At 56.9% G+C, this 18,137-nt stretch carries 14 protein-coding genes and 1 pseudogene; 7 read left to right on the forward strand and 8 right to left on the reverse strand.

The window, feature by feature from the left end; genetic code table 11:
• Window positions 1–13: 13 nt before the first annotated feature.
• A complete protein-coding gene (locus tag AMR42_RS02845; protein ID WP_099531963.1) occupies window positions 14–289 on the reverse strand; it encodes an HU family DNA-binding protein in 276 nt (91 codons plus the stop codon).
• Window positions 290–749: 460 nt separating this feature from the next.
• On the opposite strand from AMR42_RS02845, the gene AMR42_RS02850 reads away from it, so the two are divergent.
• The 3 genes from AMR42_RS02850 to AMR42_RS02860 all read left to right on the forward strand — a co-directional run bounded on the left by AMR42_RS02850 (window position 750) and on the right by AMR42_RS02860 (window position 4,650).
• A complete protein-coding gene (locus tag AMR42_RS02850) occupies window positions 750–2,063 on the forward strand; it encodes a glutamate-5-semialdehyde dehydrogenase (protein WP_099531964.1) in 1,314 nt (437 codons plus the stop codon).
• Window positions 2,064–2,270: 207 nt separating this feature from the next.
• On the forward strand, window positions 2,271–3,167 hold the full coding sequence (locus tag AMR42_RS02855) for an SH3 domain-containing protein (protein ID WP_099531965.1): 897 nt from the start codon (window positions 2,271–2,273) through the stop codon (window positions 3,165–3,167).
• A gap of 157 nt (window positions 3,168–3,324) precedes the next feature.
• The gene (locus AMR42_RS02860; RefSeq protein WP_234406541.1) at window positions 3,325–4,650 is read left to right on the forward strand and encodes a lipid-A-disaccharide synthase; all 1,326 of its coding nucleotides are present in this window, start codon (window positions 3,325–3,327) and stop codon (window positions 4,648–4,650) included.
• A gap of 235 nt (window positions 4,651–4,885) precedes the next feature.
• Here the strand turns inward: AMR42_RS02860 and AMR42_RS02865 are convergent, their stop codons facing one another.
• Together AMR42_RS02865 and AMR42_RS02870 are read right to left on the reverse strand one after the other, a co-directional pair.
• On the reverse strand, window positions 4,886–5,818 hold the full coding sequence (locus tag AMR42_RS02865) for an NAD(+) kinase (protein WP_099532014.1): 933 nt from the start codon (window positions 5,816–5,818) through the stop codon (window positions 4,886–4,888).
• Between the two features lie 134 nt (window positions 5,819–5,952).
• Complete coding sequence (locus tag AMR42_RS02870; protein ID WP_099531967.1) at window positions 5,953–6,936, reverse strand: NAD(P)H-binding protein; 984 nt, start codon at window positions 6,934–6,936, stop codon at window positions 5,953–5,955.
• A gap of 489 nt (window positions 6,937–7,425) precedes the next feature.
• Here AMR42_RS02870 and AMR42_RS02875 point away from each other — a divergent pair, with 489 nt between their 5' ends.
• Window positions 7,426–7,848: a helix-turn-helix transcriptional regulator gene (locus AMR42_RS02875; RefSeq protein WP_099531968.1), complete on the forward strand. Its 423-nt coding sequence runs from the start codon at window positions 7,426–7,428 to the stop codon at window positions 7,846–7,848.
• A gap of 509 nt (window positions 7,849–8,357) precedes the next feature.
• Here the strand turns inward: AMR42_RS02875 and trmD are convergent.
• The 3 genes and pseudogenes from trmD to AMR42_RS02890 all read right to left on the reverse strand — a co-directional run.
• Window positions 8,358–9,020: pseudogene (gene trmD, locus AMR42_RS21020) on the reverse strand (tRNA (guanosine(37)-N1)-methyltransferase TrmD); the annotation flags it as partial.
• 288 nt (window positions 9,021–9,308) lie between these two features.
• Window positions 9,309–9,956, reverse strand: coding sequence for an alpha/beta hydrolase (locus AMR42_RS02885; RefSeq protein ID WP_099531970.1), 648 nt, complete (start codon window positions 9,954–9,956; stop codon window positions 9,309–9,311).
• Between the two features lie 257 nt (window positions 9,957–10,213).
• The gene (locus tag AMR42_RS02890; RefSeq protein WP_099531971.1) at window positions 10,214–11,188 is read right to left on the reverse strand and encodes an alpha/beta hydrolase; all 975 of its coding nucleotides are present in this window, start codon (window positions 11,186–11,188) and stop codon (window positions 10,214–10,216) included.
• A gap of 325 nt (window positions 11,189–11,513) precedes the next feature.
• Between AMR42_RS02890 and AMR42_RS02895 the strand changes: the two genes are divergently transcribed.
• The 3 genes from AMR42_RS02895 to AMR42_RS02910 all read left to right on the forward strand — a co-directional run bounded on the left by AMR42_RS02895 (window position 11,514) and on the right by AMR42_RS02910 (window position 15,979).
• A complete protein-coding gene (locus AMR42_RS02895) occupies window positions 11,514–12,308 on the forward strand; it encodes an SDR family oxidoreductase (protein ID WP_099531972.1) in 795 nt (264 codons plus the stop codon).
• Between the two features lie 368 nt (window positions 12,309–12,676).
• On the forward strand, window positions 12,677–14,575 hold the full coding sequence (dnaK, locus tag AMR42_RS02905; protein ID WP_099531974.1) for a molecular chaperone DnaK: 1,899 nt from the start codon (window positions 12,677–12,679) through the stop codon (window positions 14,573–14,575).
• Between the two features lie 207 nt (window positions 14,576–14,782).
• Window positions 14,783–15,979, forward strand: coding sequence for a glycosyltransferase family 2 protein (locus AMR42_RS02910; protein WP_099531975.1), 1,197 nt, complete (start codon window positions 14,783–14,785; stop codon window positions 15,977–15,979).
• A 29-nt stretch (window positions 15,980–16,008) separates the two neighbouring features.
• Here the strand turns inward: AMR42_RS02910 and AMR42_RS02915 are convergent, their stop codons facing one another.
• Together AMR42_RS02915 and AMR42_RS02920 are read right to left on the reverse strand one after the other, a co-directional pair.
• Window positions 16,009–16,620: an ATP-binding protein gene (locus AMR42_RS02915; protein ID WP_099531976.1), complete on the reverse strand. Its 612-nt coding sequence runs from the start codon at window positions 16,618–16,620 to the stop codon at window positions 16,009–16,011.
• 13 nt (window positions 16,621–16,633) lie between these two features.
• The gene (locus AMR42_RS02920) at window positions 16,634–17,629 is read right to left on the reverse strand and encodes a sugar transferase (protein ID WP_099531977.1); all 996 of its coding nucleotides are present in this window, start codon (window positions 17,627–17,629) and stop codon (window positions 16,634–16,636) included.
• Window positions 17,630–18,137 lie beyond the last annotated feature (508 nt).

Consider the following 18,137-nt stretch of genomic DNA (forward strand, 5'->3'; position numbering starts at 1 on the left):
TTTGCGCCGAAAATTAAGGAGCAACCGACTCCTTGAACTGTTTGCCCGCTGAAAAGGCCGGAACCTTGGTGGCGGGGATTTTCAGTTTCGTGCCGGTCTTCGGGTTACGACCCTCGCGGGCCTGGCGCTCTCGGCGCTCAAACGTACCAAACCCCACCAGGGTCACCTTTTCGCCCTCTGCCACGGCATCCATGATCACTTCAATGGCAGCGGTCAAGATGGCATCTGCTTCCTTTTTGGTGGTATTGACCTTTGCTGCAATTTGGTCAATCAGTTCGCCCTTGTTCATGGAAACGCCTCAAGTTCGGTATTTCCAGCGATTCTAGCCCGACAATTTTCGATGTGAAGTGAAAGTTTTGTAGCAACTTCGCGGGTTTGAGGCAGTTCCAGGGCAGCGCGTGACCCGATGGCAGTCCGTTAAATCGCGGTTGACAATGGCGAAAGCCTTTATTTCACAAGCCTTTCTCGGTTCTGTGGGTCTGAGTAACGATTAGACATTAAGGATCAAAAATCGTTGCGATCGCCCGCCTAGATACCTTTTGCCCCCCTGAGACCCGGTTTGGGTGTTGTTACAAAATTTTATAAACCCTCTTCATAAACCCTCCCGATCGGGATGTATTGTCACCCCATCAACCTTCAAACCCCACCAACCAACCTCGCCCGATCCCAAACGGAGTCATGACCCATGGGATGGGCCGTCCTTGCCTATACTGTCTTCTACCCCTTTTGCTCCCTGTGCTCTTGCAATCATGACTGTTGCTTCATCTGCACCCACGTTGGTTGATCTTGCGCGCCAAACCCGCCAGGCGGCCCGAGCTTTGGCGCTGCTGCCGACGGCCGATCGGCGGGCGGCCTTGGAAGCGGTGGCCCAATCTTTGAGCGATCGGGCGGCAGCGATTGTGGCGGCCAATGAAGCAGATTGCGCGGCGGCCCAAGCGGAGGGAATTTCTTCGGCACTTTATGGCCGGCTGAAGCTGGACGGGGTGAAGCTGGCGGGGGCGATCGCTGGGGTGCGCGACTTGGCCCAGTTGCCGGATCCCTTGGGCGATCGACAAATTCACCGGGAACTGGATCAAGGGCTGGTTTTGGAGCGGGTGACCTGTCCGCTGGGGGTGTTGGGGGTGATTTTTGAAGCTCGCCCCGATGCGGTGGTGCAAATTGCGGCCCTGGCGATCGCCTCAGGGAATGGGGTGATCCTGAAAGGGGGCAAAGAGGCGGTGCGCTCCTGCCAAGCGCTGATTGAGGCGATTCACGGGGGCTTGGCTAATTCGGCGGTGGATCCGGCGGCCGTGCGGCTGTTAACCACGCGGGAGGAAACCCTAGAACTGTTGCGACTCGATCGCTACGTGGATTTGATTATTCCCCGAGGATCCAACGCCTTTGTGCAGTTTGTGCAAAACAACACGCGAATTCCGGTGCTGGGCCATGCGGACGGCATTTGCCATCTCTACGTGGATGAGGCCGCGGACTTAACCAAAGCAGTGCCGATCGCGGTGGATGCCAAAACCCAATATCCTTCCGCTTGCAATGCGATCGAGACCCTGTTGGTTCACCGGGCGATCGCCCCGCAGGGGTTGCCGGAGCTGGCCCGGGCCCTGGTGGCCAAGGGGGTGGAATTGCGCGGGGATGCGCCCACCTGTGAGCTGTTGCAAGGCATTTGCGAGATCACCCCGGCGACGGAAACGGATTGGGCGACGGAATATAGCGATTTGATTTTGTCGATCAAACTGGTGGCGGACTTGGACGAGGCGATCGACCACATCACCACCTATGGATCGGGCCATACGGAAGCCATTGTGACGGAAGACGATGCCGCCGCCGATCGCTTCCTGGCCGAAGTGGACGCGGCCGGAGTCTATCGCAACTGCTCCACGCGCTTTGCCGATGGCTTCCGCTACGGATTCGGGGCTGAGGTGGGGATTAGCACCAATCGCCTCCCACCGCGTGGCCCCGTTGGGCTAGAAGGTCTAGTGACCTATAAGTACCGACTAACGGGCCAGGGGCATGTGGCGGCCACCTATGCCGGAGCCGAGGCTAAACCCTTTACCCATCGGGACTTGTAGCCTGCGGGTTGCTCAGCAGCATCACCGCATGGGGGCAAAATCTTGCTCGATCGAGGGGCGATCGATGCTCCCCAAAATGGTCAATTGAGCGATCGATCCAAATCCTGGGCGATCGCTCGATCGCTCGACCAGAATGGGAGCAACTCCTGCAAACCTGCCCCTTCGCTCTATCAACAGCGCGGGGATGCATCTTCAGGATGAATCACCATGCTTGCTGTGTTGCAGATTTTCCCTATGGATCAGTCCCTTTTTGGTCTTCGGACTCGCTCGGCCCACCTGGCTCGGCGTTATGGCCAAGCAATGCTGTTGACGGTGGCCCTGGTGGCCGGTGGGTTGGCAATGGGGGCAACGGCCCAACCGGCCGCGGCCGCTGAAGCCAACTGCCGTGTGGTCACCACCAACGGCTCACCCTTGAATATTCGCAGCCGTGCTGACAGTAACGCCTCCATTGTGGGCACGATCGCCAAGGGTCGCACCCTGGACGTGATTGGCGGCCCTCAAAATGGTTGGGTACAGGTTCGCGCCACCGTACCCACCGCCAACGGTTCGCGCACCGTCGAAGGTTGGGTGGCCAGCAGTTTTCTGCGGCCCTGCGCAGTGGTCACGCCGCCCCGCACTTGCCGAATGGTGGCCACGAGCGATCGCCCCTTGAATATTCGCAGCCGGGCCGATGACGACGCGCCCATCTTGGGTACGATCGCCAAGGGTCGCACCCTGGAAGTCACAGGCAGCGCCCGCAATGGCTGGGTTCCTGTGCGGGCCACAGTCATCACGGGCAATGGCTCGCGCACGGTGGAAGGTTGGGCTGCGGCCGCGTTCCTGCGTCCTTGCACCACGGCCCAAAATCCCCAAAATCCGATCAAGCCGGAATTGTGCCGTCGAGTGGTCTATGGCGAAGGCCTGTCGGTTCATGCCAACCCCGACCTAACCAGTCCCCGGCGCGGCGGTGTGGCGGCCGGGAGTGAAGTGCAGTTGTTAAATCGGGAGTCCACCACGGCCGGGGGCGCGGTGTGGATGCAAATTAATCAGCCGGTTCAGGGATGGATTCCTGTGCGATCGCTCAACCGACCGACAGATCAACTGAATGTGCTGAATTGCCTTTAAGCTCCATCCCGGCGATCGGGGAAGTTGGGTCGCAAGGAAGATCGACCGTCTGAGACAATCGGCTAGCTGATGCAACCCATTCACCAGCCCATTGGCCCATCCTGTTCATCACCCTGCTGGATTTGCGCCCCATGGGGCTGCCCCAATCGCACCAATCATGCCGACTTCCCGCCCGATCGCCCCTGAGATGATGTCAACTGCTGCCGAGCCGCTGGATCTCTTAATTTTGTCCAACGGCCCCGGAGAGGTCACCACTTGGGTGCGACCGGTGGTGCAAGCCTTGCGGCAGCAGTGGGGAGCGGATCGATCGCGCCTGCGAATTTCCGTGGTTTTGGCCCCCTGTCCCAATGCAACGGGTCAGGAAGCGGCCGTGGTGCAATCATTTCCAGAAGTCGATCGGGTGCAAGGGGCTGCGGCCTTTTGGCCCTTTTTACTTTGGGGACGGACGGCGGAAGGGTGGGATTGGCGCGATCGAGGTGTGGTGTTGTTTTTGGGCGGCGATCAGTTCTTTGCCGTGGCGATCGCCCGCCGTTTGGGCTATGGCAGCGTGATCTATGCGGAATGGGATTTACGCTGGCTCCGTTGGGTCGATCGCGTGGGGGTGCGGTTGCCCCGGTTGGCCACCCAAGTTCCCCCCTGGGCCACCTCCAAAGTCGCCGTGGTGGGCGATCTGATGCTGGAGGCTGGCCGTTTAACCCATTCGCCACAGGGCGATCGGGAACGGCTGGCCCTGCTGCCCGGCTCCAAAAGCGCCAAACTCGCCCAAGGCGTGCCGTTATTGCTGGGTACGGCCGATCGAATTCGAGCCGATCGGCCCCAAGCGGAATTTGTGATTCCTGTGGCTCCCACGATCGACCTGTCCACCTTGGCCCGCTATGCCGATCGCGCCCATAATCCTGTAATTGATTGGGTTTCGGGCACAACAGCCCGCTTGGTAATACCCGCATCGATCGCTCCGGCCGATCCCCGATCGCTCCAGAACTTGCCTTACCTGGAAACCCCGGCGGGCACAAAAATTTGGCTTTGGGAGCGATCGCCCGCCTGGGACTTACTCAGCACCTGTGACCTATGCCTCACCACCGTCGGCGCAAATACGGCCGAACTAGGCGCATTGGCGCGCCCCATGTTGGTGTTGTTGCCCACCCAGCAGTTAGATGCCATGCGGGCCTGGAATGGCATTCCGGGGCTGTTGGCAAATCTGCCGGGTTTGGGCGGCCTCTTTGCCAAGTTGATTAATGGCTTTGCCTTGCGTCGGCTGGGGATGTTGGCTTGGCCAAACCTGTGGGCCGGGGAAGCGATCGTGCCGGAACTGGTGGGGCCACTCACGCCAACGGTTGTGGCTGACCAAGCGATCGCCCTATTGGCCAACCCCACTCAGCTCCAGGCTATGGGCGATCGGTTGCGGGCCGTGCGGGGCGAGCCGGGAGCCGCCGAAAAACTCGCCACGTTGGTCACGGAATTGCTACAGCAACCCAAAAGCTAGAGAGCGGTTGGGTTTTGATTAGGTGGAGATTGAGCCTAGTAGCGCGACATCCTTAAAATATTGGGTCAAAGTTGCGGAGCCAGTCGTGGTAACAAGGGGCTTAAGCCCCTTGCTGCTTAACGATCCGGTGACGGTAACAGCCAGGTCATTTAACCCAGTGAATTAAGGCAGCCATGCTACTAGTGAAAATTGACCCGGTGTTTCGATCGGTGATGGATCCATCCTCAAGCGCCGCCTAGGGCAACTCCACCGAGGTGGGCTTGGCAATGTGGGGCAGCCCCCAGCCCAACTTTTCACGCAAAATTCGGAAAAACTCCGGCGGTTGCAACCGAATGAACTGAGCTGAATAGGCCGATCGATTCACCCGCACCCGATCGTCCGGCTGTACATAACATCCCGCATTCCCATCCACCACCATCACGATCGGGTTTTGGGTTGCCGAAAAAATTGTGACCGGCTCCGTTTCGGAAAACACCAACGCCCGAGAGGCCAAGGAGTGGGGGCAAATGGGCGCAAGTTGCAACACCGGCACTTCCGGTGCAATCACCGGCCCTCCCGACGATAGGGCATAGGCCGTGGAGCCGGTGGGCGTGGACAAAATAATGCCATCCGCCGCAATATCCACAGGGGAGTGATGCCCGATCGCTACCTCAAAATGGCACATGCTGGTCATGGGTTCCCGGTGCAGCACCATCTCATTCAGGCACAACACCTCCCAAAGGGGGTCATCATCCCGAAAAACCCGCACCTCCAACATGGAGCGGCTTTCCACGGAAAAATTACCCGCCAAGAGCTGCTCGATCGCGGATGGAAGTTGGCTCAGGTAAATTTCCGTCAAAAATCCCATGTGCCCGGTGTTGACCGTCAACAGGGGCACCCCGATCGGGGCCAACTGCCGAAAGGCCGACAGCACCGTCCCATCACCACCCAAGACGATCGCGAAATCCAAGGATGGATCAAACCCCGGTGGCACCAACTGCTCAAGCGGCGAAGAACAAACAGGATGGTTCAGCCGCGAGCAACCTAAAATTCCACCGGATCCCGTGGTGGAAATTACCCGACAGCCCCGGGCCGACAGTTGTTCGACCAAATCTGCCGCCGTCTTTTCCGCGACGGGTTTGGCATCGTTATAGATAATTCCAACGTTGGGGCAGGCGCTGTCAGACACGGGCAACGACCGAAGGAGTGAGATGGGCGGGGCAAATGAGGTGGATGAGTCAGTCAGGCTAGGATTCCGTCCTGGTGACCGAATCAGGCGAAACTCATCCTATCGCGCCCCAGCCGGATGCCACTGTGATCGCCTTAAAACCGCAAGGTTTTTTTACGCTTACTTTCCTTGGCCGCGATCGACTGTTCGTAGTCAATTTGCTTCAATTTCTTCAGAATTCGCCCAAAATATTCTTCCAGGTAGGCTTCCAGGGTGCTAATCTCCGCCGGATCAATGCCAAACGCGCGATAGGTTTCCGCCATCTCCGCCGTCAGCGGTTGGCCCGAAGAAAACACATCCGCAAAGGCCAGGCGATCGGCCACATTCAAGCTCCACTTGAACCAGCGGGCCGCACTGCGCACCAAATTCAACAGACCTGTGGGCGGGCTGGTGATTTTGGCTTGGCGATCGGACAGTTTTTCGCAGAGGGCGATAATTTCCGCCGGAGTCCAGGCCTTGGGCCCCACCACCGGGAAGGCTTGGCGCTCCGTTTCCGTGGCCGTCAGGGCCCGCACCGCAAACTTCGCAATATCTTGGGTGTCCATGTAGGCCACGGGCGATCCCCGATCGGGCACCCACACCGATTGATTTTCCAAAATCGGGATCGCATACTGACCGATTAGCCCTTGCAGAAAGCCACAGGGCCGCAGGATTGTGTAATTCATCTCCAATTGCTTCAGGTACTCCTCCGTGCAGCGCTTGACTTCCATCAGCGGCACTTTAGGGAACTGATTCGCATTCAAAATGGAGAGAAAAATGTAGCGATCGACTCCCGATTCCTTAGCCGCTTGAATCAGATTGACCTTGCCGCGCCAATCCACATCGCGCACCCCCAGGGAATCTGTTGCCCGAGCCGTGGCCGCGTCAATCACAGCGGTAATTTCACCACCGGCAAAGGACGGGGCGATCGTCTCCGCATCGCAAATGTCGCCGCCCACCAGCTCTGCTCCCCACTCCCGCAGGAACGAAGCACGGCTGTAACTGCGAACCAGGCACCGCACCGTGTGTCCCTCATCCAGGGCGCGACGCACGATTTGCCTGCCGAGGGTGCCGGTTCCGCCAACGACAAGAATGCTCATGAGGGACTCGTTACTAATCGTTAACTTTTTATAAGATGTTATCAGAAAGCGCTAACAGCACCACAAGGTGGGATCGCAAGATTTGCAATCAACCACCGTCAACCGACCCTAATTCCTAAGATTCCAGCGCTTTGCGCTTCGGGGCCAGTCTCTTCTCATTTTCCACGGAGCTGAGCTGGGCTGGTGTGATCCCGGCTTGCTAGGCTCATCCATCTCCGAAAGCGACACGATATGGTGTGGGAAGGATCTTGAAACCATAGGGATCGCTTCTCGAAGCCTCGCTCAGGGATTGTTTTCTCCTATCGCCTCACACAAGCCAATCATTTTTCGTTCTCTGTTCCCGAAAAACGAAACGCAGTCCCCTGCTTGTGATTGGTTTTGATCGCAAGTGAGTAGTACTAGAGAATTAAGAGCACCATAACTCCCGCACGGGGTCTGGGCTTGGCATCGAGCAGTTAATGCAACGTAGTACTGACAAGGATTCTGGGTATGGCTGCCGATCACTCCTGCATAGAGCTATCCACGATAAGTCCCTCAACCCGTTTGGCGATCGACAAGCGATCGCCCGATGGATCAACAACACCGGCTCCCTTGGTGGAGAATGCCTTGGGCGATCGGGTGCTTTCCACCAACATGGCCCAGCGGATGGCGGAGGTGTTTGCCCTGTTGGGTGACCCAAACCGCCTGCGGATTTTGTCAGCCCTGGTTCATCAAGAACTCTGTGTTTGCGACTTGGCCGAAGCCGTTGGCATGAGTGAATCGGCCGTGTCTCATCAGTTGCGGGCCTTGCGCAGCCAGCGCTTGGTGGCTTACCGCAAACAGGGCCGCCATGTCTATTACCGACTCAAAGACAGCCACATCCTGGTGCTCTATCAACAGGTCTTGGAGCATTTACAGGAGCCGGATGATTAGCGGCCCTAGCGCAACAGTTGCCGCAGCTCAGCCAGATCGGCCGATCGCCCCAGTCGTTCCTTGTAGGCAATCAGATGATGGAGCGACTGCACCCATAGGGATTGGCCAAAGTAGCGGGTGCGATGGGCGGTTTTGAGATCAGTATTCAGGGGCAAGCGTTTTTGCCCTCGAATGGCGTAGGCGGCTTCGTCGGCACAAAGATCAACCAACAACCCATTCACATTGAGCCGCAATAATAAGAGGTCAAATTCCGCGTCAATGTAGCGATCGGGCGGGGCGATCGCCCAATCTTGAAAGCAGGCATAGGCCCGATCAAAATCAGCGATCGCCACATCAATATCCAAATCATGCAGGGGCCAAGCGGAGCCATAGAGATTTCCCGCCAGGCCCCCCGTCACTTGGTAGCGAATTTGGTGGGTTTCTAGGCGCTGAATCACCCATTGCACTTGAGTCCACTGATCGGGCCCCATGCAAGGGGGATGGATCGGCAAGGGGATGGGGGGGCGATCCAAATCTGGACGACGCTCACGGGTGCGCAAAATTTGTTCTTCGCGCCGCCATTGCTCGATCGCCCCGTGATTCCCAGACATCAAAACCGCTGGCACGGTTAGCCCCCGAAACTCCGGCGGCCGGGTGTAGTGCGGATAATCCAGCAGCGGTTCCTCAAAGCTTTCGGCCTTCAAGGATTCTTCCTTGCCCACCGTACCCGGCTGAAGACGCAACACCCCATTGAGGAGGGTGAGGGCCGGAATTTCGCCGCAGGTCAGCACAAAATCCCCCAAGGACACTTCCCGATCGACCAGGCTCATTACCCGCTCATCCACCCCTTCGTAATGCCCACAGAGCAACACCAGTTGATCGCAATTGGCGGATAGGGCCTTAAACAGGGATTGGGTCATGGGTTGCCCTTGGGGCGTGAAGTAAATCACTTCCCGACGAGGCAGTTGCGGCAAAGAGTCGAGGGCCGCCGCGATCGGCTCCGGCTTCATCACCATGCCCACACCGCCACCGTAGGGTTCATCGTCCACTTTCCGATGTTTGTCCGTGGCGAAGTCCCGGGGATTGGTGACAAAGACTTCGGCAATTTGTTTTTGCAGCGCTTTGCCCACCAAGCCCGATCGCAGGGGGGATTCAAAAAAGTCTGGAAACAGGGTGACAAGGTCAAAGCGCATGGTTGAACAATCTAAAAAAACGCGCTAAAACAACGCAACCGCTGGGGGTTTTGTCGTGGGCCTTGGCCTTGGGGCAATGTCGCCATCCCAACCAATGTCCTGAGCATCCCAATGATTGCGTTGATTGCGTTGTTTAGACTAGCTGTTGAACAGCCCAGTTTGGCAAGGGGCGGCAACTCGGAAATTGCGGAAGACTCGAATTTTGAAAGAATCTTGACCGAGACTTCGGCCACCGTCCGCCCGCTCACTGGCTTTTGCTGACCGGGTAAGATTACTGACTGAGTAAGATTACTTACCGGGTAAGAATTGCCCGATCGCGTCACGAATTTCGTTGGCCATGCCCATGGCTCCGGCCGCATCCAGGCGCACGACGCTGGGGCCGTAGTCTTCTAGCACTTCCAAAACCGAAATTTTGCCATCATCCATGAGCGCCGTGACTAGGGCCCCGCGCAGGGCGTAGAAGTTACCCCGATCGTAGGGGGGGTAAATGACTTCGCTCACCCGCTTCAGCAACCGCTCACCCACGAAACCATAGGACAGTTTCACTGCGTCGGCGGGATCAATGCCCAAAACTTTCAGGTCGATCGAGGTGTTCAGATAGCCCCGCAGGCGATCGCGCGGTACTTTGCCATAGGATTCGATTTGACCCAGCAAACTATTAAAGCTATCGGAAACCGGTTTATCAGCCGCAAAGGCTTGCAGATCCTTCAGGGTGGCACTGACCCCGATCGGTCCATAGCGAATTTGAACCTGATCCGCCGCCTGGGCCATGGGAGCCAGCGACAACAACGCCGCTCCAGCCCCCAGCAGGGCCCAACGCCCGCGACGCAACAGGCAAGAAAGGGATTTTGCCGGGGCAGCACCCAGCGGGCTAGCAGGGGCGATCGCACACCCCGGCCCGGAATCCGACAAGAGAGAACCTACAGACATAACCATCAGCAGTACCGTCCTTGGATGGGGACTCGTGGGATGGGGACTCGTGGCCGAGTGACAGTACTTTTGCACCGTTTCGGCCAACGCTTCAGCATCAGAGACTTCAGGGAGTCGCAACCAGTCTGCATTGATGGTTGATGGCAATCAAGTTTGCAATGGTGTTTGTTTGCAAGTCAGTTTGCGATCAAATTCAATCAGACTGGTTGCTGCCTCGGTGTGGCGGCCCGGGTCAGGGGAAATCGTCAAGAACCTCAGGGGTCTTACATCACCGCCCGACAGGCTGCACCCCGATTCACCGGCAACCCGAGGACTTCCATCATGGCTGCCATGAACCCACTAACGCGCCCTTCATAAGGTTTCAGATCGATTTGGCTTACGTCGATCGATCCCAATTCCGACAGCAGCGCCGAAAAGTCCCCAGCCGCCGCCTTTTGCAGCAGTGAACCAACATTCACTTGGCGCAACAGTTTATCCAGGTCAGAACCCGGGTCGATCGTGCCAAAGGCCTGAATTGCCCCTTGAATCTTGCTGATGTCGCTGCTGGTCACCCCGGCTTCTGAGAGCAGTTGGTTCAGCTTGGCCGAATCCATGCTGGTCAGTTCCCGCACGGTCAGGCCACCCACCTTGCTGATAATCGGTTGCACCTTGGTTTTAACGCGGGTATAGATTTTGAGTGCTTCCCCCGCATCCACCGTCATGGTTTTCGGTTCAAGCTGCATCAACACATCCAAGGCCGTGACAGGTGCTGCCGAAGCGCGGGACAACACCTTCTCGATCGCGGCGGTCAGGGGCTGAGCATTGCCCTGGGCGTTGTCGGCATAAAGCACCTGGCTAATGGAGCCGATCACCAACTCACCGGGACAGCTCTTCAACACGGACGGAGCCGTGCGAGCCGCCGCGCTGCCCACTTGGAAGGGGCTTTTCAAAATCCGTTGCAAATCAGCCCGGCTCACTTGCTTGGCCACGTTGGGATCGCTCAGCAGTTGCCCAAAGTCGCCGCTGGCTTGCCCCGTTTCCGCAAAGGTTTTCAGCTCTGCCATGGTGATATCCACATCACCCAGGCCCGGTAACCGCAACACTAACTTATCTAGGGCCAGGGCCTGACCGGCGGCCAAGGCAATCGCCAAGCTACTTCCCAGGGCCACGCTGCCGACTCGGCCAATCCAGCGAATGGCACGTTGACCCAACAGGGGAGGTTGCTGAACTGCTTGAGGTTGTTTGATCGATCGAGCCATGATCCACTCCTTCTCCTTTCTCAATCGGGTTGATACCTGTTTCAACCCAAAATTCAACCCAAAATAGGGTCAGGTACTAATGTTCAGGCATTCGTTCAGGCATCTGTATCAGGCTACATCTGACCGCTGATTAGCCCCGCCACCCATGCCCGATTACTATCGGCTGCTTCATGGGGGTCTGTTGTCCAGAATGGCACGGTTTCCAAACCGGCATTTACCTGGGAACCTGTCCAGCAGTGCCATTGGCGCAATTGGCACAGTATCGATCCTAAGCTTTCCTTCACGATTGAACCTTCTTGATTGCCCCAAGTTGAGAGACTATTCCATGGCAACAGCCCTAATTACCGGCGCTTCTAGTGGCATTGGTGCAGCCTTTGCCCAAGCCCTGGCCGCCCGTGGTGTGAGTGTGATTTTGACGGCTCGATCGACCGAAAAACTCCAACCGTTAGCCCAGTCCCTAACTACCCAATTTGGGATCCAGGCGATCGCCCTGCCGCTTGACCTCAGTGAGCCGGGCGCGGCCGACCAGTTGGCCGCCCAAGTCAAAGCCCTTGGTCAGCCGATCGACTGGTTAATTAACAATGCTGGCTTCGGAGACTTTGGGGAATTCGCCACTCGGGACTTGGCCAAGCAGCGGGCCATGTTGAACCTGAACGTGGTGGCCCTGACGGAGCTAACACACCACGTCTTGCAACCCATGCTCGATCGGGGCCAAGGACAAATCATCAATGTTGCCTCCACCGCTGCCTTTCAGCCCATTCCCTACCTCTCGCTCTATGCCGCCACCAAGGCCTTCGTCCTCAGCTTCAGCGAGGGCCTGTGGGTTGAGTGCCAAGGCCGGGGCGTGCGGGTGATGGCCCTTTGCCCGGGCCCCACCGCAACCAACTTTGCTGCGGTGGCCGAGTTCCCCGGCAGCCTGAAGATGCCCAACGATATCGCCACTCCCGAGGCCGTTGTTCAAGAGGCACTCCAGGCGATCACCCAAGGGAAGCCCAATTGCGTTACGGGCGGCTTGGCCAATCAAATTTTGGTGAACGCCGGTCGATTCATGCCCCGCAGCAGCTTAATCCAAGGGATTGGGAAGCTGTTTCGATCCGCTTCCACAGGATCCGAGGCTTAGCATCCCCATGAGCACCCCAGGCAGTCGATCGCGCTTGGGGTGCTCAATTTAACTAGCTCAATTTGATCAATTTACGAGTGATTGAGATCGATCCCATCGATCCCCAAATTGATCCCAATGCACCCCAAATTCATTCCAAATTTGCTGTGAATCAAAACCAGATCACCAGCTCTCGTAGGTATCCCTGGCGGTTTCCCAAGGGGCGATCGCCAGGGCCCAACCTTGCTTCAACCATGCCCCCAACGCCTAAAACCGCCATCAAGCCGGTTCGGTAAATACCCCTTCATCATCTCGCCCCCACGAACCACTATAGAAAGCAAGAAATACAGCCAAATTTTCCCAATCGCCTCAAAAGCAGCAATACCCCTATGGCCAAAGTCGTCGGAATTGACCTCGGAACCACCAACTCTTGCGTTGCCGTAATGGAAGGCGGCAAACCCACCGTCATCGCCAACGCCGAAGGTTTCAGAACAACCCCTTCAGTCGTGGCCTACGCAAAAAACGGCGACAAACTCGTTGGTCAAATTGCCAAGCGCCAAGCGGTGATGAACCCCGAGAACACCTTCTACTCGGTCAAGCGCTTCATTGGTCGTCGCTTTGAAGAAATCACCCACGAAGCCACCGAAGTGGCCTACAACGTAGACAACGTTGGTGGAAACGTCCGCATCAACTGCACGGCCAAGGGTGAAAAATACGCTCCGGAACAAATTTCCGCCCAAGTGCTGCGCAAGCTGATCGAAGATGCCAGCAAATATATCGGTGAACCCGTTACCCAAGCGGTCATTACGGTTCCCGCATACTTTAACGACTCCCAACGCCAAGCCACCAAAGACGCAGGCAAAATCGCAGGCGTAGAAGTGCTGCGGATTATCAACGAACCGACTGCCGCATCGTTGGCTTACGGTCTTGATAAAAAAGAAAACGAAACGATTTTGGTTTTCGACTTGGGCGGCGGTACGTTTGACGTATCGGTGCTGGAAGTGGGCGATGGCGTGTTTGAAGTGTTGGCCACCTCGGGGGATACCCACCTGGGCGGCGATGACTTCGACAAGCAGATTGTGGATTTCCTGGCCGACACGTTCCAAGCCAGCGAAGGCATTGACCTGCGCAAGGACAAGCAAGCTCTGCAACGGCTGACGGAAGCCGCCGAGAAGGCCAAGATTGAGCTGTCGAGCGTTACCCAAGCCGAAATTAACCTGCCCTTCATTACGGCAACCCAGGACGGGCCCAAGCACTTGGACTTGACCCTGACTCGGGCCAAGTTTGAAGAGCTGTGCGCTGACCTGATCGATCGCTGCCGGATCCCCGTTGAGAACTCCCTGCGCGATGCCAAGCTGACCAAGACTGACATTGACGAAGTGGTGTTGGTGGGCGGTTCAACCCGGATCCCGGCCATCAAAGACCTGGTGCGTCGCGTTCTGGACAAGGAACCCAACCAAAGCGTCAACCCCGATGAAGTGGTGGCCGTGGGCGCTGCGATTCAAGGCGGCGTGCTGTCCGGTGAAGTTAAGGACATCCTGCTGTTGGATGTGACTCCGCTGTCGTTGGGTGTGGAAACCCTGGGCGGCGTGATGACCAAGATCATCCCTCGCAACACCACGATCCCCACCAAGAAGTCCGAGGTGTTCTCGACGGCGGCCGACGGCCAAACCAATGTGGAAATTCACATTCTGCAAGGGGAGCGGGAGTTCGCCAACGATAACAAGAGCTTGGGAACCTTCCGTTTGGATGGGATTCCGGCTGCGCCCCGGGGTGTGCCGCAAATTGAGGTGACCTTCGACATCGACGCGAACGGCATCCTGAACGTGACCGCTAAGGACAAGGGCACGGGCAAGGAACAGTCAATCAGCATTACGGGTGCTTCGACATTGCCGAAGGACGATGTGGATCGGATGGTGCAGGATGCGGAACGCAACGCCGCCGCCGACAAGGAGCGCCGCGAACAAATCGACCTGAAGAACCAAGGCGACTCGCTGGTTTACCAGGCTGAGAAGCAACTGAAGGAACTGGAAGATAAGATCTCCGACGACCAAAAGGCCACGGCCGAGGCCGCGATCGCCAGCCTGAAGGATGCGTTGCAGAAGGAAGATTACCCGGCCATCAAGACCCAGGTGGAGGCCCTGCAACAGGCGCTGTATACGATCGGGTCGTCGGTGTATCAGCAAGGGGCCCCGGATGCGGCCGCTCCGGATGCACCCACTGGGGATAGTTCGACCGGTGGCGATGGCGATGATGTCATCGATGCGGAGTTCTCGGAAACGAAGTAACTCAAACTTGGGTGTGAAACCTGGCGCTAAAACTCGGGTGAAGCTCAGTCGCTGAAATTCACTGCGTTTTAGGGTTGTTTCAGAGTCATTTCAGGAGCGATCGGGCAGGTTATCCCTACCCGATCGCTTGTCATTTAGGATGAGTGCATTGATTGGGTACGAATCCATACCAGGCACAGCAGCAGTGGCAAGACGGGTGACGAGACTATGGTGGGTTGGCTGATTCTGGATGGACTCTTGGCCCTGTCTGGGTTAGGAATTGGGATCTTTTGGGTGCGATCGTGCCAGTCCTTGGCCGGTGCATCGCGGCTGGAGCCGGTGACGCTCGCGGAGATTCCGGCTCGATCGATCGCGGTGGTGATCCCCGCCTACAACGAAGAAGTGAACATCGTTGATTGCGTGCGATCGGTCTTGGCCAGTGAGCTGCCGGACAATGTGGAATTACAAGTGTGGGTTGCCGATGACCAATCCAACGATCGCACCCTGGCCCTGGCCGCAGCCTTGATGCCCACCGATGCCCGGTTGCGGGTGCTGCGAGTGCCCCCGCGCCCCACGGAGCAATTGTGGTTAGGCAAAAACTGGGCCTGTGTCCAAGTGACAGAGGCGATCGGGGAAACCGTAGATTATCTGCTGTTTATTGATGCCGATGTGCGGTTGGCTCCTGGGGCGATCGGGGCCGCCTTGACCCTGGCCGATCGCCAACAAATCGACCTGCTCAGTTGTGCCCCCCTGTTGGTTTGTGGCTGCCTCTCAGAATGGTTGGTGCAGCCCATTGTGGCCAGCGCCATGGCCATTGCCTTTGACTTCCGCACCTTGAACGATCCCAAATCGCCCACGGCCTTTGCAGCGGGGCCCTTCATGTTCTTCCGGCGATCGAGCTATGCCGCCATCGGTGGCCACGCCGCCGTGGGCCATGAATTAACCGAAGACCTGGCCCTCGCTCGCCAGATTTGCCAAAGTGGGCGATCGCTGCATTTCGCCCTGGGGTTGGGGTTAATGCGTGTGCGGATGTATCAGAACTTTGCGGCCCTGTGGGAAGGTTGGACTAAGCATTGGCACATTGCCAACCAAAACAACATCCCCAAAACCCTGATCTCAGCAGCGGGGCTATTTGAAGTGTTTGCCATGCCCTGGCTGGGGTTGTTAGTCGGGGCGATCGGGCTACTAATTGACGGCCCCTCTCCCCTTGGGTTTGCGTCCTGTGGGCTAGCACTCGCCACCACGATCGCGGTCTGCTGGATGCGCTGGGCGATCGCCCAACAAACGGACCAATCTCTGCGCTACTGGTGGCTGATGGGCGTGGGTGGCGTTTTGGTTTTCGCGATCGCGATCGCCTCAATCATCAAAGTCGAAACCGGTTGGGGATGGACTTGGCGCGGCCGCCCGTTAACCCAAAGTTCTTAACTCCTGAATCAAACAAGCAGACCGGAAAGCTAACTGGGGAACGATTTTTGAACCATCAGGCAATTGCGCTTTCCATAGCGACGGTAACGCACTCGCCGCGACAATTGCTCCATAAACATCAATCCTCGCCCCGATTCCTTCTCCAAAGGATTGCGTTTTTCTTGTTTCAGTAAAGCCAACTTTGCATCCCAATCAAAGGGATCGCCGTAGTCCCAAATTTGAATATTTAAACAACGTCCGCAACGGCCCACCTCAACCACGATCGGGGTGTGTGGGGGGCGGTGATGGTGCGCATGGCGAGCCGCATTCGTAAATCCTTCCGTCAAAATCAACTGGCACTCCCACAGAAATTGCGGCGGCAGCGATTCAGGAATAGCCTGCTTCAAAATGACATCAAACCACTGCAACAACGAAGGCAGTTCCTGAAGATCCGTTGTGAGGTGCAGGTGCGATTGATGGCTGGTGGGCATCCAGCGGTTATCCGTTTGGTAGTCCCACCAATGGTGCAGACGGGGCCCCAACCCTTGAGTCCACCATTGCTGCCAGCGACGGGGCCGCAAGCAATCTCGCAACCAGGCAAGGCGGCCGCGCAGAGATTTAAAGCGGTTTGATTTGATCGAACCTTGAGGACGCGCGCCCATGTGACTCGCCTAACTACATTGCGCCGCTGCTGCGGGAAAACAGAAGTGCGACGGTTTTGAGAATGAGTTTTAAGTCGTGCTTCAAGCTCCAGTTTTCCTGATATTTCAGGTCTAGGCGAATCACATCTTCAAATTTTTTCACCGTCGATCGCCCATTAACCTGCCACTCACCGGTCATTCCAGGACGCACATCTAACCGCTGCCATTGGGGAACCTCATAGCGCTCCACCTCATCAGGCGTGGGCGGCCGAGTACCCACCAGGCTCATATCTCCCCGCAACACATTCCAGAATTGGGGTAGCTCGTCCAGGCTGGTGCGGCGTAAAAAACGACCAATGCGAGTAATGCGGGGATCGTTGTCATTCTTGAAGAACGCACCCTCAGCTTGGTTTTTAACTTCCTTGCGCCGGGCTTCTGCATCAGAAACCATGGAGCGAAATTTCCAAAGCCGAAACCGCTTACCCATCCAACCACAACGGGACTGGCTAAAGAGAATGGGGCCGGGGCTGTCAAGACGAATCGCGATCGCGAGGGGAACAAACAAAACGCCCAAAATGGTCAGCCCCACCAGCGAACCTGCAATATCGAGGGTGCGCTTCACCCACGATCGCACCGAGGGGTGAGTGGCCGGTGGCAACACCTCTTCTGATGCAGACTTGGCACTCATGGGGGCGGTGGCCCGTTCGATCGGCAACATCGCATCCAAACCCGTCATGGACAGCACAGCCATCACTGGCGGCTGCACATCCCGCAGCACAAAGCTCACACCCGTCGCATGGGCCAGCTTATAGCTGCTGACCAATGCACCGATACCGCTGCTATCCACAAAAGCGGTGCGGCTGAAGTCCAGAGTGATTTGAACCGGAAGCGATTCCGATTCACAGAGCATTTTGCAGGTGTCCTTAAAATCAACGGCTTCCAGAACAGAGAGGCGCTCAGGGATATGAAGAACCGTTTCAGTGGTTCCAGCCACAGTTGAAACACCAATACTAGTCGGCTGCGAAGTCATAGAACCGTGCGAATCACGCGATGATTAGCAGTTGAACCTGAAACTGAAGACAGTTACGAATATCCTGTTGCACCCCTAGGAGAATGTCTGAGACGTAACTTGGGGCGCTGGCAACGCAAAAGCTGCCTTCGGGGCAGGGGGCCTAAGCCCTTTGTCGTCGATCGATGAGACCCACAAGATAGCCGTTTTGGCTTTTCAGACATCCCCTAACCGATGACTCAGACTTTGAGGGCCTAAACACCGATTTTGCCTTTGCGGTCAGAATACCAGTGCGGGTTTGCAATGGTAGCAATTATGCTGTCAGCTACGACGAATTTTAGGATATTCGATCCGCTCATTCATATATAGCTCATCTGTTGGCAGTTACTGGCCATTTGCGCCTGATTCTGATCGATGACGATCGATTTCATTTGAAATTCCTAAATACTTCTATAGTTTTCGATTGATGGCGTAGCTGATAGGGATTCTAGGGGTCGATCGCCCTGAAACCGGCTCCCAAATTTTGAGA

The sequence above is a fragment of the Limnothrix sp. PR1529 genome, assembly GCF_002742025.1.
Taxonomy (GTDB): Bacteria; Cyanobacteriota; Cyanobacteriia; order CACIAM-69d; family CACIAM-69d; genus CACIAM-69d.

Bases quoted from the DNA above. Each gene is read 5' to 3' on its own strand.
- AMR42_RS02845 (WP_099531963.1), bottom strand. From the start codon at position 289: ATGAACAAGGGCGAACTGATTGACCAAATTGCAGCAAAGGTCAATACC.
- AMR42_RS02850 (WP_099531964.1), top strand. From the start codon at position 750: ATGACTGTTGCTTCATCTGCACCCACGTTGGTTGATCTTGCGCGCCAA.
- AMR42_RS02855 (WP_099531965.1), top strand. From the start codon at position 2,271: ATGCTTGCTGTGTTGCAGATTTTCCCTATGGATCAGTCCCTTTTTGGT.
- AMR42_RS02860 (WP_234406541.1), top strand. From the start codon at position 3,325: ATGCCGACTTCCCGCCCGATCGCCCCTGAGATGATGTCAACTGCTGCC.
- AMR42_RS02870 (WP_099531967.1), bottom strand. From the start codon at position 6,936: ATGAGCATTCTTGTCGTTGGCGGAACCGGCACCCTCGGCAGGCAAATC.
- AMR42_RS02875 (WP_099531968.1), top strand. From the start codon at position 7,426: ATGGCTGCCGATCACTCCTGCATAGAGCTATCCACGATAAGTCCCTCA.
- AMR42_RS02885 (WP_099531970.1), bottom strand. From the start codon at position 9,956: ATGGTTATGTCTGTAGGTTCTCTCTTGTCGGATTCCGGGCCGGGGTGT.
- AMR42_RS02890 (WP_099531971.1), bottom strand. From the start codon at position 11,188: ATGGCTCGATCGATCAAACAACCTCAAGCAGTTCAGCAACCTCCCCTG.
- AMR42_RS02895 (WP_099531972.1), top strand. From the start codon at position 11,514: ATGGCAACAGCCCTAATTACCGGCGCTTCTAGTGGCATTGGTGCAGCC.
- dnaK (WP_099531974.1), top strand. From the start codon at position 12,677: ATGGCCAAAGTCGTCGGAATTGACCTCGGAACCACCAACTCTTGCGTT.
- AMR42_RS02910 (WP_099531975.1), top strand. From the start codon at position 14,783: ATGGTGGGTTGGCTGATTCTGGATGGACTCTTGGCCCTGTCTGGGTTA.
- AMR42_RS02915 (WP_099531976.1), bottom strand. From the start codon at position 16,620: ATGGGCGCGCGTCCTCAAGGTTCGATCAAATCAAACCGCTTTAAATCT.
- AMR42_RS02920 (WP_099531977.1), bottom strand. From the start codon at position 17,629: ATGACTTCGCAGCCGACTAGTATTGGTGTTTCAACTGTGGCTGGAACC.